The organism is Dyella sp. 01N448, assembly GCF_056399225.1.
This window is the reverse complement of record NZ_JBFTQX010000001.1, coordinates 299,029-322,671: the sequence shown is the minus strand read 5'-3', so window position 1 is coordinate 322,671 and position 23,643 is coordinate 299,029. Positions and strand designations below refer to the sequence as shown.

Below are 23,643 nucleotides of genomic sequence, written 5' to 3'. Positions count from 1 at the left end.
ACATGCTCGATATCCTCTACCAGGACGACGCCATCATCGCGGTGAACAAGCCCGCGGGCCTCGCCGTGCATCGTTCGAAAATGGTCGGCAACGCAGAAGAGTTTCTGATCGACCTGCTGCGCGAACAGGTCGGTGGCACGACCTACCTCGCCCATCGCCTCGACCGCGCGACCAGCGGCGTGTTGCTGGTGGCGCGCTCGAGCGAGATTGCCGCCTCGCTCGGCGAGCAGTTCATGGGCCGCAACGTGCACAAGCAATACCTCGCCGTGGTGCGCGGCTGGCCGGAGCCTGAGGAGGCGCTGGTCGATTATCCCCTGCCCGGCTCCCGCGACAGCGGACCGCGGCGCGAGGCGCGAGGCGCGCACCAGCTATCGACGGCTGGCCACGGTGGAAGTACCCATTGAACTGGGACGCTATCCCCAGCAGCGCTACGCCATGGTGCTGGCCGAACCGCAGACCGGCCGTTTTCGCCAGATCCGCAAGCATATGGCGCACCTGCACCATCCCATCATTGGCGATTGCCAGCACGGGCGCAGCGATCACAACCGCCTGTACAAGCAGTACTTCAGCTGCCACCGCATGCTTCTGCACGCGTGGCGGCTGAGTTTCGCGCACCCGCTGAGCGGCGAGCCGATGCGTCTGGAAGCGCCGCTGGATGCCGCCTATCAAGGCCTGCTCGAACGCTTCGGCTGGTCTTTGCCGGATTTGTGATGCGCCGCGTCGTGGCGGCATGTCACGCTCGCCCGCTAAACTTTGCGCCATGCTCACCATCAGCCGATCCATCGTCCTGCCCGAGACCGAGCTGACTGAGCGATTCCTACGCGCAGACGGTCCCGGCGGCCAACACGTCAATCGCACGGAAAGCGCGGTCGAACTGCGCTTCGACGTGGCCCATTCGCCGTCCCTGCCCGAACCACTGCGCGCACGCCTGCTCGCGCGCCGCGATCGCCGCCTGACCGACGAAGGCGTGCTGGTGATCCAGGCACGCCGTTTCCGCGACCAGGGCCGCAATCGCGAAGATGCGCGCGATCGCCTGGTCGAGATCATCCGTGCCGCCCTGGTCGTACCCAAGGCGCGCATCGCCACCAAACCCACCCGCGGCTCGAAAGAGCGCCGGCTCGCCGGCAAACAGCAACGCGGCAAGATCAAGCAAACGCGGTCGCGTGACTGGAGTCGTGAATGAGCACCCCGATGCTGCCCCCTGCCCCGCCCGAGGCGCCCAAGCTCAACAGCAAGTTCTGGCCGTGGCTCGCACGCTGCCTGCTGCGCCTGTCCGGCTGGAAGCTGCTCGGCGAGCTGCCCAACGAGCCCAAGCTGATCATCATCGGTGCGCCGCATTCGTCCTATTGGGATGGCTACTACGGCCTGCTGATGAAGATCGGCCTGGGCGTGGACATCAACATCATGATCAAGCGCGAGGTGCTGGACGGTCCGCTGGGTATCATCCTGCGCCCGATCGGCATGATCGCGATCAACCGCAGCGCCGCGCTCAACGTGGTGGATCAGATGGTGCAGCGGTTCCGGGAAAAGGACCGCATGTGGCTGGGCATCACGCCCGAAGGCACGCGCAAGAAGGTCAAGCAGTGGAAGTCGGGTTTTCTGCGCATTGCACATGATGCGAACGTGCCGATCCAGACGCTGTTCCTGGATTATCCGAGCAAGACTTTCCGGTTTGGACCGGTGGTGCACGCTACGGATGATCCGGATGCGGATATGGCGAAGATCCGTGCGTTGTTTACGCCGTATCGGGGCAAGCACCGCAACGCGAACGATTGAGCGCACGTAGGCCTCATTGTGGGAGCGCACCCTGTGCGCGACTGGCGGTGATGGAACCTGAGGCCGTCGCGCACAGGGTGCGCTCCCACAGAAAGCCATGCGTCCCTAACGCTCCGAATGGCCCGACTCATCGTAATCGCGATGCGTCAACAAGCCCGGCTTCACCAGATCGATAAACGCCCTCGCCTCCGCGCTGAGGAACTTGCCTTTGCGCATCACCACGCCGTAGCTGCGCTGCGGGAAATACTGCTTCATGTTACGGACGGCCAAACGCGAGCGGTCCGCTTCGGTGATGCAGATGCCGGTGACGATGGAAATGCCCAGGCCCATGGCGACGTATTCCTTGATCACGTCCCAGCCGCCCACTTCGATAGCCACGCGGTAAGGCACCTGCCGCTGCTGGAAAACCAGGTCCACCAGGCGGTACGTCGACAATCGCTGCGGCGGAAGGATCAGGCCGTACGGCGAGAGATCCTGCACCGTCACCGTGGTCTTGGCCGCCAGCGGATGATCGGGCGGCATGATCAGCATCGGGTCGTAGTGATGCACCGGCGCCCACGCGATGTCGTTGGGCACGTCGAGCATGGAGCCCACGGCGAAGTCCGCTTCGTCGGCGCGCAGTAGCGCCAAGCCGTCCTTGCCGGTCACGTTGGCCAGTTGCAGCTGCACTTCGGGGTAGCTTTCGCGGTAGCGGCGCACCAGATCCGGCAGCAGGTACTGGATGGTGGAACTACCGGCGGCGATGGTGAGCCGTCCGCCCTGCAAGCCCTTCACCTTGGCCTGGAAGTCGCGGTCGAGGTTTTCCCAGCCTTCCACCAGCGGGCGCGCGAGCTCGTACAGCGCCTCGCCCGAATCGGTGAGGTTGATGCGTCGGCGCCGGCGCTCCAGCAGGCGGACACCTAGCTCGCGCTCCAAGGCCTGAAGCTGGAGGCTCACCGTCGGCTGAGACAGAAACAGCGCTTCGGCCGCCCGAGTCAGCGTGCCCAGCTTCACCGTGTAGACGAACGCCCTCAGCTGCTTCTGGCGGTTGCCCTTGTAGTAGAACCGGCTCCCTTCACCGCCCTCTCCATACGTATCCGTACGTCGCCGATGGGGCGCCACAGTGCGCTTTTTTGCCTTGTTCAGCGGCTTCTTGTCCATCAGCGGCCTTTTAAATTCATGGTGTTGCGATAGACATTAAGAAAGACAATACCAAAGATTGAAACATTTGCTTTGTCAAAGCCAGTCTCCGCGACCTAGTGTCATCCCAACGTCATCACGGAGATTCCCATGGCCGTCCCCAAGGAACGACTCGCCCTTTCCGCGGCGCAGGTGCTGGGCGGCATCCGCCCGGAACACGCCGCCATCCTCACCCCCGAGGCCCTGGCCTTTCTGGCGGAACTGCACCGGCAGTTCGACGATCGCCGCCTGAGCCTGCTGGCCGCCCGCGAGGGCCGTCAGGCCCGCTATGACGCCGGTGAGCTGCCTGACTTCCGTGCCGACACCGTCGCCATCCGCGAGGGCAACTGGACGGTGGCGCCGATTCCGCTGGCGCTGCGCGACCGCCGGGTAGAAATCACCGGACCGGTCGAACGCAAGATGATCATCAATGCGCTCAATTCCGGCGCGAAGGTGTTCATGGCGGACTTCGAGGATTCCTCGGCGCCCACCTTGGCCAACCAGATCGACGGCCAGATCAATCTGCGTGACGCGGTGAATGGCGCGATCGAATTCACGTCGCCCGAGGGCAAGCACTACCGCGTCAACGGCAACCCTGCGGTGCTGGTGGTGCGTCCGCGCGGCTGGCATCTGCCAGAGCGTCACATTACCGTCGACGGTGAACCGATGTCCGGCGCGCTGGTGGATTTTGGTCTGTACGCCTTCCACAACGCGCGCACGCTGCAGGCGCGCGATCGGGGCCCGTATTTCTATCTGCCCAAGTTGCAGGCGATGGAAGAAGCGGCGTTGTGGGACGACGTGATGGCCGCCGCCGAGGCCGCGCTCGAGCTGCCGCCCGATTGCATGAAGGCGACGGTGCTGATCGAAACGCTGCCGGCCGTGTTCCAGATGCACGAGATCCTGCATGCGCTGCGCGGGCGCGTCGTCGGTCTCAACTGCGGTCGCTGGGACTATATTTTTTCGTACCTGAAGACCTTCCGCGGCCATCGCGACCGCCTGCTGCCCGACCGCAGCCAGGTGCTGATGACGGTGCCGTTCCTGAAGTCCTATTCGGAACTGCTGATCCAGACTTGCCATCGCCGTGGCGCGTTTGCCATGGGCGGCATGGCTGCACAAATTCCGATCAAGGGCGATGACGAGGCCAACGAAGCCGCACTCGCCAAGGTGCGCGCCGACAAGCTACGCGAAGTGCAAGCAGGCCATGACGGTACCTGGGTGGCGCATCCCGCACTGGTGCCGGTCGCGCAGGAGGTGTTCGACAAGTACATGCCTTCGCCCAACCAGCTCAATGTGACGCGCAACGACGTGAAGGTGTGCCGCGACCAGCTGATCGCACCATGCAGCGGCACCATCACGCGCGCCGGCTTCGACAACAACGTGGAAGTGGCGCTGCGCTACACCGCCTCGTGGCTGGACGGGCAGGGCTGCGTGCCGATCCATCACCTGATGGAAGACGCGGCGACCGCAGAGATTGCGCGCTCGCAGATCTGGCAATGGCTGCATCGCGGTCCGCTGGAATTCACCGACCACGCGCCGATCGATTTCGCCTTCTTCGATCACGCGCTGGTGAAGCACACGCACCGGCTGGTGGAGAGCAACAGCCCCGTCGCACATCGCGCGGAAGAGGCGGCGGCGTTGCTCAGGCAACTTACGCACGCTGAAGAACTCGGCGACTTCCTCACCCTGGCCGCGTACGCCCAGATCGGCTGATCGGCAGCAGAGCAACGGTGGGAGCGCACCCTGTGCGCGACAAGCCAACGGAGCGTCATGCCGCAAGGCCGCAGTCGCGCACAGGGTGCGCTCCCACACATCCGCATTCATGCACATGCAACGGAGTCTCTCTCATGAAAACCACCCTGCCTACCGCCGATCAGCTTGCCCTCGAATGGAAGAACAACGCCCGCTGGAACGGCATCCAGCGCAACTACGACGCCGATGCCGTGGCACGGCTGCGCGGCACGGTGGCGGTTGAGCACTCGCTCGCCCGTCGCGGCGCGGAGCGTTTGTGGAAGTCGCTGCACAAGGAAGATTTCGTCAACGCACTTGGTGCACTCACCGGCAACCAGGCCATGCAGCAGGTGAAGGCCGGCCTGCAGGCGATCTACCTGAGCGGCTGGCAGGTGGCAGCGGATGCGAACCTCGCCGGCGAAATGTATCCCGACCAGTCGCTGTATCCCGCCAACTCGGTGCCCTCGGTGGTCAAGCGCATCAACAACACGCTGCTGCGCGCGGATCAGCTGCATCACGCGGAAGGGCAGAGCGACATCGACTGGATGGTGCCGATCGTCGCCGATGCGGAAGCCGGTTTCGGCGGCGTGCTCAATGCATTCGAACTGATGAAGGCGATGATCGAAGCGGGCGCCGCCGGCGTGCACTTCGAGGATCAACTGGCCTCAGTAAAGAAGTGCGGCCATATGGGCGGCAAAGTGCTGGTGCCGACGCGCGAAGCGGTCGACAAGCTCAACGCCGCACGCCTCGCTGCCGACGTCCTTGGCGTGCCCACGCTGATCGTGGCGCGCACCGATGCCGATGCCGCCGACTTGCTCACCTCGGACATCGACGACAACGACAAGCCGTTCATCACCGGCGAACGCACGGTGGAAGGCTTCTTCCGTGTGCGCCCGGGCCTCGATCAAGCCATCAGTCGCGGCCTCGCCTATGCGCCGTATGCGGATCTGGTGTGGTGCGAAACCAGCAAGCCCAATCTGGAGGAAGCGCGCAAGTTCGCCGAGGCGATCCACGCGAAGTATCCGGGCAAACTGCTCGCCTACAACTGCTCGCCCAGCTTCAACTGGAAGAAGAATCTCGACGACGCCACCATCGCCACCTTCCAGAAGGAACTGGGCGCGATGGGCTACAAGTTCCAGTTCATCACGCTCGCCGGTTTCCATAGCCTTAACTACGGCATGTTCGATCTGGCCTATGGTTATGCCCGTCGTCAGATGAGCGCGTTCGTGGAATTGCAGGAGAGGGAATTTGCCGCCGCCGACCGTGGCTTCACTGCGGTCAAGCACCAGCGTGAAGTCGGCACGGGTTACTTCGATGCGGTGACCCAGGCGATCCAACAGGGACAGTCGTCCACCACGGCGCTCAAGGGGTCCACGGAAGAGGCCCAGTTCCACGCCTCGCGCCAGGCCAGCGCCGCCTGACGCTGCCTGCCTCGCGTAAGCCGACAGGGACGTCGGCGCGTGCGTGGGGAGCGCGGCCCTGTCCAGCGCCCCCACGCATGCACGCAGGGAAGGTGTCGCACATCGCTTCGATCAGCTCGGGCTCTGCGGGGGCACCAGCGCAATCACCATCCATCCGGGGCGCGGCTCCAGTTCTCGCTTCACCGATGCGACGCGCAGGGCGCCATGCTCCTCGACGCCGAACAACAACACCGTCGGCGAACCGTATTGCTCGATGAAATTCGGCCAGTCGAAGGTCGCCGTGAGACGCGTAGACTTGATGCGCCAGCCTTCGGCGAGACGCTCCAGGAAACGTTCGTGCGTCATGTCGGCATCGAACAGCGTCGGCGCCGCGAGATCGCCGCCCAGCTGCACACGACTGGCGGTATCAACACCATCGTCGTTGCTCAGGCGATACACCTTGCCGCGGCCGAACTCCTGCCGGTAGTACACGCACGCCAGCGCGTTGCGTTCGCGATTGGTCGACATGGCCAGCAAGCGTCTGACACCGGTGAGATCGAGATGGCGCTCCGCATGTGACGACGCGGGATAACCGTAGAAGGTCGGCAGGCCATCCATGCGCGCCAGCTTGATGCCTTCCCATTGTTCGTCCGCCACGATCACGTGGAAGCCCGCATCGGCCAGGGCACGCGCCACCACGCGCGCCGCCTGATCCGCGCCATAGATCAGCACGCCGGTGGGATCGGGCTCGGCCACCTTCAACCAGCGCGCCAGCGGACGCGCCGTCGCGCTCTGCAGCACCACGGTGCCTATGATCAAGATGAAGACCAGCGGCACCAGCTCCTTCGCGCCAGCCATGCCCAGCGCTTCGAGCTTGAGCGCAAACAGCGCGGACACCGCCGCTGCTACGATGCCGCGCGGTGCGATCCATGCGATCAAGGCGCGCTCGCGCCAGTTCAAGCCGCTGCCGATGCTGGCGATCGTCGCGGTCACCGGCCGCACGATCAGCTGCGCGACGATGAAGATGGCGATGCCGGCCCCCAGCATGCCGTCGGGCAACGGCCAACTCAGGCGCGCCGCGAGCAGGATGAAGAGCGTGGAGACCAGCAGGGTGGTGAGGTTTTCCTTGAAATCGAGGATGTCGTCGATATGCACGCCGCGCATATTGCCCAGCGCGATGCCCATGATGGTGACCGTCAGCAGGCCCGACTCATGCGTGATCGCGTTCGACAACGAGAAGGCCAGCAGCACGGCGACCAGCGTGCCGTAGTTCTGCAGATATTCCGGAATCATCTGCCTGCGCAGCAGGAACGCGAGTATCCACGCCGCCAGCAGACCGATCACGACGCCACTGGCGATCACCGCCAGAAACACGCCCACCGTGTGGCCTTGCTGGCGCGAGACGATGGCCTCGTAGACCAGCACGGCAAACAGCGCGCCGAGCGGATCGATCACGATGCCTTCCCAGCGCAACGTGTTGGCAATGCGTGCATTGGGCCGCACCGTACGCAGCATCGGCGCAATCACGGTGGGGCCGGTGACGCAGGTCAACGCGCCGAACAGCAAGGCAACTTCCCAACTGAGGCCGGCAAAGTAATGCGCCGCCACGGCGAGCATGAGGACGGCGATCACCGCACCGTAGGTCACCAGGCCACGCACCGCGCGACCGATCTCGCGCAACTCACTGAAGCGCAGCGTCAGGCTGCCTTCGAACAGGATCACCGACACGGCCAGCGATACGATCGGGAATAGAAGCGGTCCCAGCAGGCGGTCCGGCGCCAGCACGCCGACCACGGGCCCCATCACGATGCCCGCCAGCAGCAGGAACAGGATCGCCGGCAGCCTGACGCGCCACGCAAGCCATTGGGCAAGAAAGCCGATGCCCAGAATGCCTACCAGCAGGAGTCCGAGATCGAGCGTCATGCGCGGTCCTTCGTGCGGTCGCAGTGCGGCTATCGGAGCACGCGCCGCGCGCCGACGTCCACGACGGCAAGCCGTCGGTCGACGGGGAAGCATCTACAAGGGGGGAGAGGGAGGGCCAAGCCCCGGTATCGGACGGGGGAGGGGGAGGGAGTACCGATACCGGGGTGGCAGGCATGGCTCAATGCAGAACCAGCGAGTACAGATAATACGCCTGCGTCCGACCAAGTCAATACCCGTCAGTTCAAAAATTACCCGCAAGGGCCATAAGGCATGCTGGCCGTCCTTAGAAACGGCGATACATCAAGGCTTCCGCGAGGTGGTTGCGGTCGAGCAAGGCTGCGCCGCCGTCCAGGTCGGCAATCGTGCGGGCCACCCGCAGGGTACGGTGATAGGCGCGGGCCGACAGCCCCAGCCGCTCCAGCGCGCTGTCGTACCAGCGACGTTCGGCCGGTCCCAGGGCGCAGTCGCGCTCCAGTTCACGCGAGCTGATCTCGGCGTTGGCGCGTCCTGCCCGCATCAAGCCGTGGTGGCGCGCCTTGATCACGCGCGCCCTCACCGTCGCCGAGTCTTCGTCTTGCGGACCTGGCGGCGTCCCCAGTTCACCCAGAGGCACGCGCGGCACCTCGATGCCCAAGTCGATGCGGTCCATCAACGGCCCGGAAATGCGGCCGCGATAGCGCTGCACCTGGTCGGGCGTGCACTGGCAACGCTGGCGAGGATCGCCTGCATAACCGCAGGGACAGGGATTCATCGCCGCCACCAGCTGGAACTGGGCGGGAAAAGTGGACTGCCGCGCCGCCCGGGAGATCACGATATGCCCCGATTCCATGGGTTCGCGCAGCACGTCCAGCACATGCCGACCGAACTCGGGCAATTCGTCCAGGAAAAGCACGCCGTTATGCGCCAGCGAGATCTCGCCCGGCCGCGGCAGCGCACCGCCGCCTACCAAGGCTACGGCCGAACTGGTGTGGTGGGGCGCCCGAAAGGGACGGCGACGCCAGAATTTCGGATCGACTGTTTGTCCGGCGACAGAGCGCACCGCGCAGGTTTCCAGCGCTTCCGACTCGCTCAGCGGCGGCAGGATGCCGGGCAGGCGCTCAGCCAGCATGGTTTTGCCCGTACCCGGCGGCCCCAGCAGCAACAGGTGATGACCGCCGGCCGCGGCGATTTCCAGCGCCCGTCGCGCCTGCAGCTGGCCGCGCACGTCGGCCAGGTCGGGACCGATCACTTCGTCGAAGATGCCGGCCGCCGCGCCCGGCGGCGACAATTCCTGTGCGCCACGCAGCCAGCTGCAGACATCGGCCAGCGTGTCGGCCACCAGCACCTCGGCATCGGACACCAGGGCGGCCTCGGCCGCATTGCCGCGTGGCACCACCACGCGGCGGCCACGCGCGCGCGCGCGCAACAAGGCAGGGAGTACGCCCGACACGGCGCGCAAAGCGCCGGACAAGGCCAGTTCGCCGAGGAATTCGCAGTCGTCCAGCTTGTCGCGGGGCACCTGGCCGCCGGCGGCAAGGATGCCCAGCGCGATGGCCAAGTCGAAGCGGCCGCCATCCTTGGGCAGTTCGGCCGGCGCCAGGTTCACGGTGACCCGGCGGTTGGGGTATTCGAACGCCGTGTTCTGGATGGCTACGCGGACACGGTCGCGCGCTTCGCGCACGGCGGCTTCGGGAAGACCCACGATATTGGTGCTGGGCAAGCCGCCGGACAGATGGACTTCCACCATGACCTGGGGAGCCGCCACGCCTTCCTGGGCTCGACTGAGGGTGACGGCAAGACTCATGTCGCCCGCACGCCTGCTACGACGCGGGAGCGGCTGCCAGGCTGAAACACGGAGCGACTCCCACAGCGGCCTGCAGAGAAAAATAGCCGCCCCCGATCGTTCTCGGGGTGAGGGTGACGGATCGGGGACGGCTCCCGGGACTTGGGCCCGCGCCGCACCCCGTCAGTCAGGTGCCAGCACCAGCCTCGAGATCTGCGATTCGCTTTTCCAGGGCCTCGACCTTGGCGCGGGTGCGCGCCAACAACTGGCTCTGGACGTCAAACTCCTCGCGGGTGACTAGATCAAGGCGGCGCAATCCCTGCGCCAGAACATCGCCGAAGTTGGTGCGCAAATCCTGATGCGCCTGAGCCAGTCCAGATGGAACCAACGAAACAAGACGCTGGGCAAGTTGATCGATATCCTGCCTATCCATCATGGATAGCACCTCGAGCTCGTCAGGGTGGAGTTTAGGTTCATGTCTGTAAATGCCACTATCAGGGTGCTCCACTTCTACTTGTAGGCATTTTCCTACAGAGAGCCCGGGCGCGACAGCGATATCCCTGCACAGGCAAAATGTGGAACTGCGGCCCGGACGACGGGCCACCTGACGATCAAGAGGAAAACCCATGAAGCTGGTGGTTGCGGTCATCAAGCCGTTCAAGCTGGACGATGTGCGCGAGGCCCTGGCCGAAGTGGGCGTGCAGGGCATCACGGTGACCGAGGTCAAGGGTTTCGGCCGCCAGAAGGGTCACACCGAGCTCTACCGCGGCGCCGAGTACGTGGTGGACTTCCTGCCGAAGATCAAACTGGAAGTGGCGGTGAGCGACGAGCAGGTGGACCGCGTGGTCGAAGCCATCCAGGCCTCGGCCAAGACCGGCAAGATCGGCGACGGCAAGATCTTCGTCAGTTCGCTTGAGCAGGTCATCCGCATCCGCACCGGCGAGATGGACGGCGACGCGCTCTAAGCGCCATCAGGTCGCCAGCTGGGCCCGCTCGAAGCGGCGGTGATGCACCAGCAGGCCGGCGAAGTAGCAGATGTAGTAGCCGATGGTGAGGCCGAAGATCGCCAGGGTCAGCGGGCTGTTGCCAATGGCGGGCCCGCTGTGCGCCATGGCCGGATCCTGCAGCTGCGGCATCACCACCACGAAGCGCCATGCCAGGCGCCCGATCAGCAACATCGTCAGCAGACCACCAATCCAGGGGTTGGGGATATAGAGGTCGTTGCCGGCGGCGTCGCGCTCGAAGCGGGTCAGCTTGATGCCCACCACCCCCAGCGCCGCCCCGGCCAAGGCACCGCCCAGCAGCCCTTCCAGCAGGCGGGGATTGTGCAGGCCGCCCAGGCCGATCAGGGCACCGATCGCCGTGAAGACGGCGATGCGGGCCATCATCCGCTTGCGGCGGATCGGCTGGCGCCCGAAGGTCCCGCGCACACGGCGCCAGATCGCGAACGCCATCAGCGGGATCATCAGCGCGTAGATCATGTTCGGGGTCATCGCGATCGCCTGGTCATGGGATGCGCGCAGCTTATAGGGCCGGGCACACCCGCACGACTGACGGGGCACAACCATCGCGGGTGACGCTTGTCACCCGCGACTGGCCTTACTTGGCCTTGCCCTGATTCGCCACGGCGGCCATCTTCGCCGCGATGGCGTCGGCATCGCCCAGGTAGTAGTGACGGATCGGCTTGAGGTCCTTGTCGAACTCGTACACCAGCGGCACGCCGTTGGGGATGTTGAGCTCGACGATCTCCTCTTCGGAGATGTTGTCCAGGTACTTCACCAGCGCGCGCAGCGAGTTGCCATGCGCCGCGACCACCACGTTCTGGCCCGAGGCGATCGCCGGGGCCAGCACGTCGTGCCAGTACGGCACCACGCGGTCGACGGTGTCCTTGAGGCACTCGGTGTCGGGAATCATCGAGGGATCGAGATTGGCGTAGCGCGGATCGTTCACCGACTCGTTGCTGGCGCGGTCCAGCGGCGGCGGCGGGATGTCGTAGCTGCGGCGCCACACCTTGACCTGGTCCTCGCCGTACCTGGCGGCGGTCTCGGCCTTGTTGAGGCCGGTGAGGCCGCCGTAATGGCGCTCATTGAGGCGCCAGTCGGTGACTACCGGCAGGTACATCTGCTCCATCGCATCGAGCACGCCCCACAGCGTGCGCACGGCGCGCTTGAGCACCGAGGTGTGCGCGACGTCGAAGCGGTAGCCGCCGGCCTTGAGCAGGCGGCCGGCTTCAGCCGCTTCGGCCATGCCCTGTTCGGTGAGGTCCACATCGGCCCAGCCGCTGAAGCGGTTGTCCAGGTTCCATTGGGACTGGCCGTGACGAATGAGTACGAGCTTGTACATGGCGGGAATTCGTGGCGGGAAACTCGCGATGGTGAGGCCCCGCCCCGGCCCCGTCAAATCGCGCGGCCCCTGTCGAAGGTCATGCTAAACCCTGCCCGCGCCGGGTGCATCCTAGGGTGGTCAGTCTATTCATGGAGCTCATCATGCGTCGTCATCTGCTAGCACTCGCCCTCGCCCTGGCCCTGCCCGTCGTAGCCCAGGCCAGCGACAACGATATCGACAAGGTCAACGGCACCGCGCAGGTGGATGCGGGCCAGCACGCCGGCAACGTCAGCACGGTCAACGGCGCGGTGCGCGTTGGCGACAACGCCGTGGTGCAGAAGGCGAGCACGGTCAATGGCTCGGTCAACCTGGGCGATCATGCGCAGGCCACGGCCGTCGACACCGTCAACGGCGGCGTGAACCTGGGCTCGGCCGCCCGCGTCAGCGGCACCGTCAGCACCACCAACGGCGGTATTCACCTGCAACAGGGCGCCGATGTGGCCGGCAAGGTCGGCAACGTCAACGGCAGCATCAATCTCGACGCCGCGCACGTGGGCGGCGGTCTGCAGACCACCAACGGCGATGTGACCGTGGGCGCCAATTCGCGCATCGAAGGCGGCATCCTGGTGGACAAGCCGGGCGGGTGGAGCTGGAGCAGCAACAACCGTCTGCCGCACGTGGTGATCGGTCCGCATGCGGTGGTGCAGGGCACGCTGGAGTTCCGCCGCGAGGTGGTGCTGCAGGTGAGCGACAGCGCGCAGATCGGCCCCGTGAAGGGCGCCACGCCGGTGAAGTTCAGCGGCGCCATGCCGACGGAGTGATCGAACCCTGAAGGGCGCGTCATCGACGGATCGATGACGCGCTCATGCCTCACACCCAGTCGCGCGGCTTGAGGTATTCCGCCAGCCGCGCTTCCGGCGATTCCGCCTCGGGCTGGAAGTTGTATTCGAAGCGCACGCGCGGCGGCAGGCTCATCAGGATGGATTCCGTGCGCCCGCCCGACTGCAGGCCGAACAGCGTGCCGCGGTCGTAGACCAGGTTGAATTCCACGTAGCGACCGCGGCGATACAGCTGGAACTCGCGCTCGCGTTCGCCATAAGCCTCGTCCTTGCGGCGCTCGACGATCGGCAGATAGGCATCGAGGAAACCCTGCCCCACGTCGCGCGTAAAGGCGAAGCAGCGCTCGAAGCCGCCTTCGTTGAGATCGTCGTAGAACAGGCCGCCGACGCCGCGCGTCTCCGCGCGATGCTTGATATAGAAATACTCGTCGCACCACTTCTTGTAGCGCGCATACACATCGTCGCCATACGGCGCGCACAGGTCGCGCGCCACGGTATGCCAGTGCGCCACGTCTTCATCGCGCGGATAGAACGGCGTGAGATCGAAACCGCCGCCGAACCACCACACCGGATCCACGCCTTCTTTGCTCGCCTCGAAATAGCGCACATTGGCATGCGTGGTCGGCACGTGCGGATTGCGCGGATGCAGCACCAGCGATACGCCGGTGGCGACAAAACCGCCCCCGGCAAGATCGGGACGATGTGCGGTAGCGCTCGGCGGCAGCTGGTTACCGTAGACGCGCGAGAAGTTCACGCCCGCCTGTTCGAAGATGGCGCCATCGCGCAATACGCGCGTGCGACCACCGCCACCGGCGGGACGCGTCCAGGCGTCTTCTTCGAAACGCGCCTTGCCGTCGATCTGCTCGATCGCCGCGCAAATGCGGTCTTGCAACTCGCGCAGGAACAGTTCGGCTTGGTCGGCTTGCTGGCTCATGGGGCGGTCCGTCGGCGTGCAAAGGCCGCCAGCTTAGCAAGCGTGGCGCGCGGGCCGCTGCGGCGGCGCGTCGCGCATCGCATCAACTCAGTCGTGCGCTGATGCGGCGATGGCCGATCAGACGCGCCCAGCGCATGCCGATATCGATCCACATCAGATAACCCGACTCGGCCAGCAGTCGCACGACGTAACGGCGGTTGAGCACCAGCCGCGCTTCGGCGGCGACCGGCACACTGCGGAAACCCAGCCGTTGCGCCAGCAGCTGGCAGCGCGCGAGATGGTAGCGACTGGTCACCAGCGCGACCGGCGGCAGCACGCGAGCCACGGGACCGTCTTCCTGCAGCAGGCTGCGTGCATGGCGCAGGTTTTCCAGCGAATCGACCGAGGCCTGTTCCAGCTGCATCACCACGCCCGGCGGCAGCTCGTGCTGCTCCAGCCAGCTGCGTCCGGCGGCCGCCTCGCTGATGGCCCCGCCGCTGCGTCCGCCCAGCAACAGGACGTGTTCGGTGTGGTGCGCACGCATCAGCGCCAGCGCGCGCAGCAGGCGGGCCTGATAGTCCATTTCGGGCGCGTCGCGCACCAGCCGGCGACCGAATACCAGTACGGTCATCGGCTGTCCGGGGGCGACCGGACTGCGCGCCGCCACCCGCCATACATGAACGAGATAGCCGACCCACACCAGCCCAAGACTCAGGGTCACCGCGGCCACCATCACCACGAAGGCGTGTAGTACGTCCCGGTCGCTGAGATAGCGCCAGGGGCCACGCTTCAAGGGGGCGGTGATCGGCGGCACGGGGCAGGGCACGGAGGGTGGACGGCGCAGTGTCCCACGGGGACCGGCCGGGCGTCGTGCTCAGCCGTCACGCCAGGCGTAACTGGCGGTCAAAACGGCACTGACAAACATGAACGCGATCCAGCGTGGCGGCTGTCCAGACTAGGAAATGTTTCAGTCGCTCGTTAGGCTCGCGCGATGTCAGTACCGATCCAACCCCTTGCCGTAAGTGCCTATACGGTCACTTCAGCGCTCGGCCAAGGTCTCGAAAGCCATCTCGCCGCCCTGTCTTCCAGCCATGGTGGCCTCCGTGAAAACGACTTCAGCAGCGCTCCCCTGGGCTGCTGGATCGGCCGTGTCGATGGCGTCGAAGAGGCTGAGCTGCCCGCGGCGCACGCGTCGTGGGAATGCCGCAACAACCGCCTGGCCTGGCTGGGGCTGCAGCAGGACCGCTTTCTCGAACAGGCGCTGGATGCACGCCAGCGCTACGGCGCCGCGCGCGTCGCGCTGGTGCTGGGCACCTCCACGGCGAGCATCGGCGCCACTGAGGAGGGCTATCGCCACCTCGATGCCGACGGCCGGATGCCGGCGGAATTGCGCCGCCCGCTGATCCACGCGCCCCATTCGCTGGCCGGTTTCGTGGCCGAAGCGCTCGGGCTGGAAGGCCCGTGCCTGACCGTTTCCACCGCGTGCTCGTCCAGCGCGAAAGTGTTCGCCACGGCCGAGCGGCTGATTCGCCTTGGGCTGGTGGACGCGGCCATCGTGGGCGGCGTGGATACGTTGTGCGACAGCGTGCTGTTTGGCTTCAACGCGTTGGAGCTGGTGTCGCCCGAACCGTGTCGTCCATTCGACCAGGCGCGTCGTGGCATCTCCATCGGCGAGGCGGCGGGCTTCGCCTTGCTGGAACGCGTGGGCAACGCGCCACACGCACCGCGCCTGCTCGGTTATGGTGAATCCAGCGATGCGCACCATATGTCGACGCCGCATCCGGAAGGTGTCGGTGCCGAGCTGGCGCTGCGCGACGCGCTCGCGCGCGCCGGCTTGCGTGCCGAGCAAGTGGACTACATCAACCTGCACGGCACGGCGAGTCTGAAGAACGACGAAGTGGAAGCCGCACTGATCGCACGCGCCTTTCCATCGAGCACGCGCGCCAGCTCCACGAAAGGTTTCACCGGTCACACGCTGGGCGCCGCAGGCATTCTCGAAGCGGTGTTCGCGCTGCTAGCGATCCGCCACAACATGGTTCCCGGCAACCTTGGATGCACCGATCCGGATGAAGCCTGCGGCCCGCAACTGGCGCTGCAGAGCGAGCAGCGCAACGTCAACGTGGCCTTGAGCAACTCGTTTGGATTCGGAGGCAATAATGCCTGCCTTGCCTTCGGGAGGGCGCCGGCATGAGTGCGCTGCAAGTCCACGTGGAAGGCATTGGCCTGTGGTCGCCGGCACTGGGCGATTTCGCGGCACTGAAGGCGCAGCTGCAAGGCTTGTCGATCGACGCCCCGGCTGCACGCCCCGCGGCAGCGACCCTGCCCGCCAACGAGCGACGCCGCGCACCCGAGAGCGTGCTGCTGGCAGTGGAAGTGGCCGGCCAGGCGGTAGCCATGAGCGGTCGCGTCGCAAGTGAGTTGCCTTGCGTATTCAGCTCCGCCTATGGCGACCAGCTGATTTCCGACTATATGTGCGCCACCCTGGCCAGTGCGCCGGCCGAGCTGTCGCCCACGCGCTTCCACAATTCCGTGCACAACGCGCCGGCCGGCTACTGGACGATCGCCACCGGCTGCCAGGCGCTGTCCAGCGCGATTTCCGCCGGTCGCGCCACCTTTGGCGCAGGCCTGCTGGAAGCGGCCACGCTGAGCCTCGCCGAACAGCGCGCGGTACTGCTGGTGTGCAGCGATATCGCCGGCACCGGTCCGGTGGGCGAGATGAGCGCGACAGGCAGCTCCTTCGGCTTTGCGCTGGTGCTTTCCCCGACCGTCACCTCGGGCACGCTGGCGAGCATGGCGATCGAGCTTGAGGCCCACGCCGACCATCCGCTGCGCCCGGCGCCCGCGACGGGCCAGTGGTACGAAACCAATCCGATTGCCGCATCCGCCTGGCCGCTGATGCAGAATCTCGCTACAGGCCACGGTGACTGCACCCTGGCCGCCGCCGAAACCCTGGCGTTGAGGGTTGTGCTGGAGACACTTGCTTGAATACGTCCGCTGCCCGTTGGTGCGTGCTGATTCCCTGCCTCAATGAAGAGGCGGCGATCGGCGAGGTGGTCCAATCCGTGCTGGCGCTGGGCGTCCCGGTCATCGTGGTCGACGACGGTTCGGACGATCGCACGCCCGAGATCGTGCGCGAACTGCCGGTGACTTTGCTGCGCCATCCGCAACGCAGCGGCAAGGGCGAAGCGCTGCGCACGGGTTTTCGTGAGGCGCTGCGGCAGGGCTTCGACGCCGTGCTCACCATGGATGGCGACGGCCAGCACCTGGCCGCCGATATCCCGCGCATTGCGGCGGCAGCGCAGCGCTATCCCAATCACATCGTCATCGGTGCGCGTCTGCTCCAGCGCGAACAGCAGCCGAAGGGTCGTCGTCGTGCCAATGGCGTGGCCGATTGGGGCATCTCGTGGGCCTGCGCACAGCCGGTAGCCGATACGCAAAGCGGGCAGCGCTGGTATCCGCGCGGCGCGCTCGACCTGGTCGATCTGCCGGCGGAAAACTTTGTGTTCGAGGCTGCCATCCTGATCGCCGCCACGCGCGAGAAAGGCATCAGCGTGGTGTCGGTGCCGATCGCTTCGCGTTACCAGGGCGAATTCCGCATCAGCCATTTCAGCCCGATCCGCGATGTCAGCCGCATCACCTTCTACACCGTGGGGCAGATCCTGCGCCACGGCGATGTGCTGGCCAGCTATCGGCGCTCGCGCGCCTCGAGTCCGGTGGTGTTCGACGTCGCGGTGACCTGAGCAGGCACCGCTGCTTTAGACCATGCCGCCGTTGACGCCGATCACCTGGCCGTTGATATAGCCGGCGGCATCGGAACAAAGAAACGCCACCAGTGCCGCGACCTCTTCCGGTTTGCCGGCGCGTTGCGCCGGCACGATCTCGCGAATGCGTTCGGGCGGGAATTGCTCGCCGATCATGCGTCCTTCGATCACGCCGGGCGCCACCACGTTGGCGGTGATACCGCGCGACGCCATCTCGCGCGCCAGCGAGCGCGTGGCGCCATGCAGGGCGGACTTGGCGGCGGCGTAATTCGCCTGGCCGCGATTGCCCAACTGCGCTGCCACCGAACTCACCGACACGATGCGACCGAAGCGCGCACGCGCCATCGGCAATAGCAATGGCTGTGTAACGTGGAAAAAGCCATGCAGCGATACGTCGATCACGCGCCGCCATGCGTCTTCGGACATGCCCGCCAGCGGACTGTCCTCATGAATGCCGGCGTTGTTCACCACCGCATGCACAGGGCCGTCGATCAACAAGGTCTCCAGCGCATGCCGTGTGGCGGCTGCATCAGTGACATCAAAAGCCACCGACTGCGCCGCACCGCCGGCATCGCGGATCGCAGCGGCGACGTCATCGGCGCGAGCCAGACCTGTATTGGCGTGCACGATCACATGGTAGCCGCCTGCGGCGAGCGCCTGCGATATCGCCGCGCCAAGATCGCCGCTGCCGCCGGTCACCAGCGCGCGACGGGGAGTATGGAGCTGAGTCATGGCCGCCTCGGCATCAGGGAAGAGGATGAATGACGGCAGCGCGGCCGCTCACCAGCAAGCGGCCGCCCTGTTCGACGCGAAAGGCATATTGTGCGCCCGCATCGTCAGCGTAGAGGCTTTGGGCATGGACGTCCAAACGCCCTTGCGAAGGATCCACCCATTCGATGGCCAGCGACACGTCACGCAGACTGACCAGACGCCCGGGCCTGGCCTCACTCGCACCCCGTTCGCGCGCCAGCAGGGCGCCATGCACCGCCATCGCCTGCGCGCCGTATTCGGCCAGATGCACCGCGTGCAGGCCAGCACCGCCGCGCAGCGGATGGTCTGCCAACGCGTGACTCTCGCTGATGGCGTGGATGGTCGTCTGGTTCCACGTCACCACGGCATCGAGCAAGCACATCGCGCCCTGATGCGGAATGAGGTGGGCCCAGTCAGTCTTGGCGAGCATGCGGTGCCATCAGGATCGAAAGACAGAAGTGAAATGCGACGCCCAGGGCAACGGTCAAGCCGATCGCGCGCAAGACGGGAATGGTGCTCCAGGCCAGCATGCCGAAGACCAGCAGCGCGGACAGCACGCAGACCAGGGTCGCATGCAGCGTGCGGCGCTGCTCGGMGGCGTCGCCGGTGTCGCGCTCGAAGAACAGCGCATAGTGCAGGCCAAGCCCCGCCGCGAGGATCAGCGCCACGAGATGGAACAGGGAGATCTCCACGCCTGACACACGTTCCACGGCCAGCACCAGGAAAGTTGCCAGTGTCATTGGGGCCAGCACGTGCCAGGCCCTGCGCACGCTGCGCAAGGCAACCACGATCGCGATGACCAGCAGTAGCGTTGCGCCGACCAAGGCGTGCAGGATGCGCGCACGGTAATCCACCACCAGCGATTCAGCGGCACCCTTGAGGTCGAGCAGACGCACCGAACCGCCGCTGTCGCGCGCGAGCGACTGCAGGGCAGCCAAGTCGTGCACACCAGTAAGCGTGCCCAGGCCGAGCCAATGACCATCGCGCTGCATCAGCATGGCCGACAGGCGTTGGCCCAATGGCGATGATGCAAAGCGCTCCGGCGTCAGCACGGGCAAGCTGCGTGCTTGCGCCACATCGTCGAGGAAAGGCTGGAACAGGCCCGGCTGGAACGGCATGCCCTGCTCGGCTTCGTCGAGCGCACTTTTCAGTGTTTGCGCATCGGGCAACGCCCGCTGCCGCGCGCGCTGCACTGCATCGCTGGGCAGATAGCGTGAAGGCAGTTCGATCGCATCGACGGCGTGGCGGGCCACCAAGGCATCCACGGCGGGCTCGAGTTTTTCCGAAAGCGCCAATACCGCCTGCTCATCGGGCGCCTGCAGCACCAGTAGATAGCGCACATCGGGCGCGCCCAGGGCCTCGCGCAATCGTGCATCACGCATCAGCAGATCGCGCGGCAACGGCGTAAGCGCCGACAAGTCGTTCTGCCAGAACGGGCCCTGCGCAAACACCAGCATCAGCACGCTGGCGACGGCCACCAGCAAGGGAATCCAACGCGGTCGCGGCAGGCGGTCCACGATGTCGCGTGCGCGGATCAGCCAGCCCATCGCGGCGACATCGTGCACGCGCTCCGGCAGCAGATAGGGCAACAGGTAGCGTGTGCTGAAGCCGGCCACCAACAAACCTGTGATGGTAAAGACGGCCAATTGCTTGAGGCCATTCACGCCGGATGCAAAGAACGCCGCATAGGCAATGCATGCCGAAGCGATCGCCGTGAGCAGCAGCGGCCACAGGTCACGCACGCTTTGCACGGCGCTTTCGCCGGCGCGGCGATGACTCAGCACGCGTATCGGATACTCCTGTGCCACACCGAGCAGGGTGAAGCCAAACGCCAGCGTGATGCCATGCACCTGCGGAAACAGCAGTACGAGCGCGGCAATGCCCGCCAGCGCCGCACTGGCGATCGGCAAGGCCGAGAACAGCAACGAGCCGATGCTGCGATACGCCAGCAACAGCAGCACGATGAAACCCACCGTCGAGATACGCCCGATCCACTCCGCCTGCCCGCGCGTCTGCGCGCTCGCCACCACGCTGAAGTACCCCGGCCCGCTGACCACCAGCGAGCCACCCGCGTGATCGGGCAAGGCATCGAAGGCACGGTGGATGCCATCGATGGCCTGCGACTGCGCGTCGGGATCGAAACCTGCCGCCTGCGTCAGCACCAGCAACAAGGCCTCGTGCTGTGGCGAAAACCACACGCCCTGCACGAGCTCGGGCGACTTCGGCGGCGACCAGCGCTCGGCCAGCTTGAGCACTTCCAGGGTGGGGTCGCGCGGCAACAGTCCCTTCAGCAGTGACGCCGCGGGCGACGACAGATCGTCCAGGCGCTGTTCCAGCTCGTCGCGCAGATACGCGGTATCCAAGCGCTGATGATCCAGCGTGGGCGAGAGCAGATAGCGATAAGGCAGCAGGGCGTCGTCGAGTGCGCCCATGTCGAAGCTGCCGTTGAGCACCTGCGTGTAGCGTTGATCTTTGCGCAGCGCCACGGCGAGTTGCTGGCTCAGCCCGGCCAGTTGCTCATCGGACTTGCCGCTGATGGCGAGCAAAAGCAGGCGCGAACCCGGTCCCTCGCCCACCTGCTCCATCAACAGGCGTTGATCGGGTGTGGTCGGCGCAGGCATGAAGCTGCGCAGGTCGGTACTCACCGTGAGGTGTCGCGTAACGAACAGGCCAAGCGCGGCGAGCGTCGCCAGCCAGAGCACCAGCAGCGTCACGCGGCTGCGACGCACGCTCAGCTGCCCCTGCAGAGTGCGGTGAGTGCGTCGCGCGTAGGCGCCGTCGGCATCTTGGCGGCGTAGTCGCCGAGCAGGTCGATGGCGAGGTCGCCATCGGCTTCCTGCATGCGCATGCAGTGCGGCTCGTTGCCGCTGCCGTCGATGTCGATGCGGCTCACCGTTTGCGCGAGTTTCGCGTCGCGCGGGGTCAGGGTGAGCGTCCAGTGATCGTCGCCATCGGCGCTGTGCTGCACGGTGAACGCTTGCTCCAGGCGAGATGCATCGCCGCCCAGCAGCGCAACAAAACTATCCAGCAGCAGCTGGAGCTGTGGCGCGCGCTTCAGCGAAAAGCTTCGCGATGAACGGCCTTCACGCTGTTGCGTTACTTCACCATCGCCGATGGTCGACACTTCGCGCGTGGGATGTTCGACCGTGCGCTCGAGCTTGTCGCCACCCAGCCACGCCAGCTGCCCGGAAACGACCAGCGGCTTGTCCAGCATCTTCATGAAGCGCGCTTCGGCAAACGGCGTGCGGGCAGGCGCCGGACGGCCCAGCGAGGCCACCAGCGCGCGTGCCGTGGCGGCGTCTTCAGGCGCCGACGCGTTCGCGTTCGTGTTCGCGCACAGCGACAGCGTCAGGGCGCACAGCAGTGTCCACGTCTTGCTGCCAGAAGTCATAGAAGTTGAACCAGTTGTAGGGGGCGACACGGATGTAGTGTTCCACGCGATGGGCGAAACGGGCGATCACGGCGTCCAGCGCCTGGGCGCGATCCTGTCGTGGAATCTCGATGCGGTCGGCAAACGGCTCGAAAATCAGGCGATAGCGATTGCCGCCTTCATATAGCCCAAAACACAGCACCACCGGCACGCGCAAACTGTGCGCGAGCAGCCAGGGGCCGACCGGAAACGGCGCGGGCTCACCCAGCAACGGCGTGCGGCGCAGTACTTCGTGTTCGCGTCCGCGATCGGCCAGCAGGGCGACCATGGCGCCTTGCTGGCAGGCCTCGGCCATCGCCAGCGTGATCGACGTACCACCCGCGGAAGCATCGATGACGCTGGCGCCCACGTCGGGTGCGAGCGCCTCGAGCAACTGGGTCAAGGCCGGCGTCTTCTGCTTGTCCAGCACCACGCGCAGATGCGTATCCGGGCGACGCGAGCTCAGCGTGCGCAAGGCCTCGAAACTGCCCTGGTGGGTGCCAAGCAGGAGTACGCCGCGCCCCTCGGCGAAGCTGGCCTCCAGCTGCTCCAGGCCCTCCACCGTGACGTCGAAGCCCTTCTCGCCGCGGGCGAGCAGGAAGACACGATCCAGCATGGTCGATGCGAAGCAGTGAATGTGCTTCATCACGTGCCAGGGCGTGATCGGCTTGTCCAGCACGCGCTCGAGGAAACGGCGCGATGCGACGCGCTCGGGCCCGCGACGCAGATAGAAATAGAGCGTGATCGGATACAGGATCAGCCGGGCGAGCGGACGACCGCCGTACAGGGCGATGCTGCGGATCAGCCACAACGCAAAGCGTCCGCCGCCTTCAGGGCGACTCTGCCAGTGTTCGCTCATATCGTTCCCTCGATGGAGCCTCGCGCGAGCAGATCGTCGCCGCGATGAATCTCAAAACGTACGCGGCCCTGGGCTTCGATGAGCGCGATCCGCGCTTCCTGTTCCGGTAGGAGCGGCGCGACAAACTTTGCTTCCAGCACGCGCGCAAGCCGCTGGCCGCGCCAATCGCGCAAGGCCAGTGCGACCTCTTCGAGCAGCATGACGCCGGGCACCAATGGTGAACCGGGGAAGTGACCCGGCAGGCAGGCATGATCCGCGCTCACCCGAAACACGCGCTGAAAGGCCGCCTGACTCATGGCGAGGCCGAATCGTCGCCGCGCACCAGCGCCGGCCAGCGCGCCGCGATGCCCATGGCCAGCTCGTGGAAGCGTGGGTGGTGCACATGACGCAGATGCCAGCGGCGGAACAGGTTCTCCAGCAGGAAAGCGCTGGCGATCAACACGTAGCCACCTACATGCACATAGGATTGCGCGATGCCCGCCGGCACCGGCCAGGGCGAGGTGATGCCCAGCGAGCCAAGCAGGCCGCCCGGTTCCGCACACAGCAGCAAGACGGCCAGCACGAGGGCTTGTGCTGCCGTGAGCAGCGTCCAGAACCAGGTGAGGTGGCGCGCATACGGCGCAATGCCGGGTACAGCCAGTCGCTCAGGACCTTCCAATGCTTCGATAAAGCGCGCGATCAGCGGCGTCTGGCCTGCCCGCAGCGTGCGGCCGAACAGCGAGGCCAGCAGGATATTGATGGCGATCGGCACGCATTCCAGCAGCAGGCCCACCATGCCGTGCAGCCACAGCCAGGCCATGGCCGCCAGCGTACCTGTCCATACGATCCACGGCATGGCGCGGCGCGTAGCCAGCGCAGGAATCATCAACACGGTAAGCAGCAAGGCGCAGGCCGCCAGCGAGAAGCCCTGGCGGTGGGTCAGCACGCCAGCCATCGCCAGCACCGGATAGCCGAACATCAGCGGCATCCAGCGCCGCGACGTCGATTTCGGTGAAGCTGCGTTTGGTGACGACATGGGTTGCTCAGCCTGCATGACGATG

Annotated in this window: 24 protein-coding genes and 1 pseudogene; 10 read left to right on the top strand and 15 right to left on the bottom strand. The window is 65.8% G+C overall.

From position 1 onward, the window contains the following. The first annotated feature begins 2 nt into the window (after positions 1–2). The 3 genes and pseudogenes from AC1DKY_RS01470 (at position 3) to AC1DKY_RS01460 (ending at position 1,776) form a co-directional block, all read left to right on the top strand. Positions 3–711 (top strand): annotated as a pseudogene (locus AC1DKY_RS01470) (pseudouridine synthase). Between the two features lie 49 nt (positions 712–760). Continuing rightward, on the top strand, positions 761–1,183 hold the full coding sequence (arfB, locus tag AC1DKY_RS01465) for an alternative ribosome rescue aminoacyl-tRNA hydrolase ArfB (protein ID WP_121883105.1): 423 nt from the start codon (positions 761–763) through the stop codon (positions 1,181–1,183). Next, positions 1,180–1,776, top strand: a complete 597-nt coding sequence (locus AC1DKY_RS01460) for a 1-acyl-sn-glycerol-3-phosphate acyltransferase (protein WP_441601983.1) — start codon at positions 1,180–1,182, stop codon at positions 1,774–1,776. The genes arfB and AC1DKY_RS01460 overlap by 4 nt, the downstream gene beginning before the upstream one ends. A gap of 105 nt (positions 1,777–1,881) precedes the next feature. On the opposite strand, the gene AC1DKY_RS01455 is transcribed toward AC1DKY_RS01460, so the two are convergent. Beyond that, positions 1,882–2,916, bottom strand: coding sequence for a LysR family transcriptional regulator (locus tag AC1DKY_RS01455; protein ID WP_441601982.1), 1,035 nt, complete (start codon positions 2,914–2,916; stop codon positions 1,882–1,884). A 129-nt stretch (positions 2,917–3,045) separates the two neighbouring features. Here AC1DKY_RS01455 and aceB point away from each other — a divergent pair, with 129 nt between their 5' ends. Continuing rightward, positions 3,046–4,644 carry a malate synthase A gene (gene aceB, locus AC1DKY_RS01450; protein WP_441601981.1) on the top strand — a complete coding sequence of 533 codons (1,599 nt, stop codon included), beginning with the start codon at positions 3,046–3,048 and terminating at the stop codon, positions 4,642–4,644. 134 nt (positions 4,645–4,778) lie between these two features. Then, entirely contained in the window at positions 4,779–6,083 is a 1,305-nt protein-coding gene (gene aceA / locus AC1DKY_RS01445; protein ID WP_441601980.1) for an isocitrate lyase, read from the top strand. 111 nt (positions 6,084–6,194) lie between these two features. Here the strand turns inward: aceA and AC1DKY_RS01440 are convergent, their stop codons facing one another. The 3 genes from AC1DKY_RS01440 to AC1DKY_RS01430 all read right to left on the bottom strand — a co-directional run bounded on the left by AC1DKY_RS01440 (position 6,195) and on the right by AC1DKY_RS01430 (position 10,183). Continuing rightward, a complete protein-coding gene (locus AC1DKY_RS01440) occupies positions 6,195–7,985 on the bottom strand; it encodes a cation:proton antiporter (protein WP_441601979.1) in 1,791 nt (596 codons plus the stop codon). 283 nt (positions 7,986–8,268) lie between these two features. Continuing rightward, positions 8,269–9,768, bottom strand: coding sequence for a YifB family Mg chelatase-like AAA ATPase (locus tag AC1DKY_RS01435; RefSeq protein ID WP_441601978.1), 1,500 nt, complete (start codon positions 9,766–9,768; stop codon positions 8,269–8,271). Between the two features lie 166 nt (positions 9,769–9,934). Further along, positions 9,935–10,183 (bottom strand): accessory factor UbiK family protein, encoded by a 249-nt coding sequence (locus AC1DKY_RS01430; protein WP_354015077.1) that lies wholly within the window; start codon positions 10,181–10,183, stop codon positions 9,935–9,937. Between the two features lie 190 nt (positions 10,184–10,373). Between AC1DKY_RS01430 and glnK the strand changes: the two genes are divergently transcribed. Continuing rightward, complete coding sequence (gene glnK / locus AC1DKY_RS01425; protein WP_046971250.1) at positions 10,374–10,712, top strand: P-II family nitrogen regulator; 339 nt, start codon at positions 10,374–10,376, stop codon at positions 10,710–10,712. Between the two features lie 6 nt (positions 10,713–10,718). Here the strand turns inward: glnK and AC1DKY_RS01420 are convergent, their stop codons facing one another. Both AC1DKY_RS01420 and gpmA read right to left on the bottom strand, forming a co-directional pair. Next, a complete protein-coding gene (locus AC1DKY_RS01420; RefSeq protein WP_441601977.1) occupies positions 10,719–11,228 on the bottom strand; it encodes a CcdC protein domain-containing protein in 510 nt (169 codons plus the stop codon). 118 nt (positions 11,229–11,346) lie between these two features. Continuing rightward, a complete protein-coding gene (gene gpmA, locus AC1DKY_RS01415) occupies positions 11,347–12,090 on the bottom strand; it encodes a 2,3-diphosphoglycerate-dependent phosphoglycerate mutase (RefSeq protein WP_441601976.1) in 744 nt (247 codons plus the stop codon). A 143-nt stretch (positions 12,091–12,233) separates the two neighbouring features. Between gpmA and AC1DKY_RS01410 the strand changes: the two genes are divergently transcribed. Continuing rightward, positions 12,234–12,893, top strand: a complete 660-nt coding sequence (locus tag AC1DKY_RS01410) for a DUF4097 family beta strand repeat-containing protein (RefSeq protein ID WP_441601975.1) — start codon at positions 12,234–12,236, stop codon at positions 12,891–12,893. 49 nt (positions 12,894–12,942) lie between these two features. Here the strand turns inward: AC1DKY_RS01410 and hemF are convergent, their stop codons facing one another. Together hemF and AC1DKY_RS01400 are read right to left on the bottom strand one after the other, a co-directional pair. Continuing rightward, on the bottom strand, positions 12,943–13,845 hold the full coding sequence (hemF, locus tag AC1DKY_RS01405) for an oxygen-dependent coproporphyrinogen oxidase (protein ID WP_441601974.1): 903 nt from the start codon (positions 13,843–13,845) through the stop codon (positions 12,943–12,945). Between the two features lie 82 nt (positions 13,846–13,927). Further along, the gene (locus AC1DKY_RS01400; RefSeq protein WP_441601973.1) at positions 13,928–14,617 is read right to left on the bottom strand and encodes a YdcF family protein; all 690 of its coding nucleotides are present in this window, start codon (positions 14,615–14,617) and stop codon (positions 13,928–13,930) included. A gap of 198 nt (positions 14,618–14,815) precedes the next feature. On the opposite strand from AC1DKY_RS01400, the gene AC1DKY_RS01395 reads away from it, so the two are divergent. Genes AC1DKY_RS01395 through AC1DKY_RS01385 form a run of 3 tightly spaced genes read left to right on the top strand, consistent with a single transcriptional unit; the run spans position 14,816 to position 17,564 of the window. Beyond that, complete coding sequence (locus tag AC1DKY_RS01395) at positions 14,816–16,015, top strand: beta-ketoacyl-[acyl-carrier-protein] synthase family protein (protein ID WP_441601972.1); 1,200 nt, start codon at positions 14,816–14,818, stop codon at positions 16,013–16,015. Then, a complete protein-coding gene (locus AC1DKY_RS01390; RefSeq protein ID WP_441601971.1) occupies positions 16,012–16,809 on the top strand; it encodes a beta-ketoacyl synthase chain length factor in 798 nt (265 codons plus the stop codon). Before AC1DKY_RS01395 ends, AC1DKY_RS01390 begins: the two co-directional genes overlap by 4 nt. Then, positions 16,806–17,564, top strand: a complete 759-nt coding sequence (locus AC1DKY_RS01385) for a glycosyltransferase family 2 protein (protein ID WP_441601970.1) — start codon at positions 16,806–16,808, stop codon at positions 17,562–17,564. Before AC1DKY_RS01390 ends, AC1DKY_RS01385 begins: the two co-directional genes overlap by 4 nt. Before the next feature lie 15 nt (positions 17,565–17,579). On the opposite strand, the gene fabG is transcribed toward AC1DKY_RS01385, so the two are convergent. From fabG to AC1DKY_RS01350, 7 genes are read right to left on the bottom strand one after another with little or no spacing between them, the layout of a single operon-like run. Next, complete coding sequence (gene fabG / locus AC1DKY_RS01380) at positions 17,580–18,317, bottom strand: 3-oxoacyl-ACP reductase FabG (RefSeq protein WP_441601969.1); 738 nt, start codon at positions 18,315–18,317, stop codon at positions 17,580–17,582. 13 nt (positions 18,318–18,330) lie between these two features. Beyond that, entirely contained in the window at positions 18,331–18,765 is a 435-nt protein-coding gene (locus tag AC1DKY_RS01375) for a hotdog family protein (RefSeq protein ID WP_441601968.1), read from the bottom strand. Continuing rightward, positions 18,749–21,064 carry an MMPL family transporter gene (locus tag AC1DKY_RS01370; protein ID WP_477179869.1) on the bottom strand — a complete coding sequence of 772 codons (2,316 nt, stop codon included), beginning with the start codon at positions 21,062–21,064 and terminating at the stop codon, positions 18,749–18,751. Before AC1DKY_RS01370 ends, AC1DKY_RS01375 begins: the two co-directional genes overlap by 17 nt. A gap of 2 nt (positions 21,065–21,066) precedes the next feature. Then, positions 21,067–21,726, bottom strand: coding sequence for a LolA-related protein (locus tag AC1DKY_RS01365; protein WP_441601966.1), 660 nt, complete (start codon positions 21,724–21,726; stop codon positions 21,067–21,069). Beyond that, the gene (locus tag AC1DKY_RS01360; RefSeq protein ID WP_441601965.1) at positions 21,638–22,603 is read right to left on the bottom strand and encodes an LpxL/LpxP family acyltransferase; all 966 of its coding nucleotides are present in this window, start codon (positions 22,601–22,603) and stop codon (positions 21,638–21,640) included. Before AC1DKY_RS01360 ends, AC1DKY_RS01365 begins: the two co-directional genes overlap by 89 nt. Beyond that, positions 22,600–22,899: an ApeI family dehydratase gene (locus AC1DKY_RS01355; protein ID WP_441601964.1), complete on the bottom strand. Its 300-nt coding sequence runs from the start codon at positions 22,897–22,899 to the stop codon at positions 22,600–22,602. Before AC1DKY_RS01355 ends, AC1DKY_RS01360 begins: the two co-directional genes overlap by 4 nt. Continuing rightward, positions 22,896–23,618, bottom strand: coding sequence for a COG4648 family protein (locus AC1DKY_RS01350; protein ID WP_441601963.1), 723 nt, complete (start codon positions 23,616–23,618; stop codon positions 22,896–22,898). Before AC1DKY_RS01350 ends, AC1DKY_RS01355 begins: the two co-directional genes overlap by 4 nt. Between the last annotated feature and the right edge of the window lie 25 nt (positions 23,619–23,643).

Excerpts from the sequence above, each read along its gene's own strand:
- fabG (WP_441601969.1), bottom strand. The coding sequence starts at position 18,317 with ATGACTCAGCTCCATACTCCCCGTCGCGCGCTGGTGACCGGCGGCAGC.
- AC1DKY_RS01455 (WP_441601982.1), bottom strand. The coding sequence starts at position 2,916 with ATGGACAAGAAGCCGCTGAACAAGGCAAAAAAGCGCACTGTGGCGCCC.
- AC1DKY_RS01390 (WP_441601971.1), top strand. The coding sequence starts at position 16,012 with ATGAGTGCGCTGCAAGTCCACGTGGAAGGCATTGGCCTGTGGTCGCCG.
- AC1DKY_RS01420 (WP_441601977.1), bottom strand. The coding sequence starts at position 11,228 with ATGATCTACGCGCTGATGATCCCGCTGATGGCGTTCGCGATCTGGCGC.
- glnK (WP_046971250.1), top strand. The coding sequence starts at position 10,374 with ATGAAGCTGGTGGTTGCGGTCATCAAGCCGTTCAAGCTGGACGATGTG.
- AC1DKY_RS01395 (WP_441601972.1), top strand. The coding sequence starts at position 14,816 with ATGTCAGTACCGATCCAACCCCTTGCCGTAAGTGCCTATACGGTCACT.
- AC1DKY_RS01360 (WP_441601965.1), bottom strand. The coding sequence starts at position 22,603 with ATGAGCGAACACTGGCAGAGTCGCCCTGAAGGCGGCGGACGCTTTGCG.
- AC1DKY_RS01430 (WP_354015077.1), bottom strand. The coding sequence starts at position 10,183 with ATGATGGATAGGCAGGATATCGATCAACTTGCCCAGCGTCTTGTTTCG.
- AC1DKY_RS01350 (WP_441601963.1), bottom strand. The coding sequence starts at position 23,618 with ATGTCGTCACCAAACGCAGCTTCACCGAAATCGACGTCGCGGCGCTGG.
- aceA (WP_441601980.1), top strand. The coding sequence starts at position 4,779 with ATGAAAACCACCCTGCCTACCGCCGATCAGCTTGCCCTCGAATGGAAG.
- AC1DKY_RS01460 (WP_441601983.1), top strand. The coding sequence starts at position 1,180 with ATGAGCACCCCGATGCTGCCCCCTGCCCCGCCCGAGGCGCCCAAGCTC.
- aceB (WP_441601981.1), top strand. The coding sequence starts at position 3,046 with ATGGCCGTCCCCAAGGAACGACTCGCCCTTTCCGCGGCGCAGGTGCTG.
- AC1DKY_RS01355 (WP_441601964.1), bottom strand. The coding sequence starts at position 22,899 with ATGAGTCAGGCGGCCTTTCAGCGCGTGTTTCGGGTGAGCGCGGATCAT.
- arfB (WP_121883105.1), top strand. The coding sequence starts at position 761 with ATGCTCACCATCAGCCGATCCATCGTCCTGCCCGAGACCGAGCTGACT.
- AC1DKY_RS01440 (WP_441601979.1), bottom strand. The coding sequence starts at position 7,985 with ATGACGCTCGATCTCGGACTCCTGCTGGTAGGCATTCTGGGCATCGGC.
- AC1DKY_RS01365 (WP_441601966.1), bottom strand. The coding sequence starts at position 21,726 with ATGACTTCTGGCAGCAAGACGTGGACACTGCTGTGCGCCCTGACGCTG.
- AC1DKY_RS01435 (WP_441601978.1), bottom strand. The coding sequence starts at position 9,768 with ATGAGTCTTGCCGTCACCCTCAGTCGAGCCCAGGAAGGCGTGGCGGCT.
- AC1DKY_RS01410 (WP_441601975.1), top strand. The coding sequence starts at position 12,234 with ATGCGTCGTCATCTGCTAGCACTCGCCCTCGCCCTGGCCCTGCCCGTC.
- AC1DKY_RS01375 (WP_441601968.1), bottom strand. The coding sequence starts at position 18,765 with ATGCTCGCCAAGACTGACTGGGCCCACCTCATTCCGCATCAGGGCGCG.
- hemF (WP_441601974.1), bottom strand. The coding sequence starts at position 13,845 with ATGAGCCAGCAAGCCGACCAAGCCGAACTGTTCCTGCGCGAGTTGCAA.
- gpmA (WP_441601976.1), bottom strand. The coding sequence starts at position 12,090 with ATGTACAAGCTCGTACTCATTCGTCACGGCCAGTCCCAATGGAACCTG.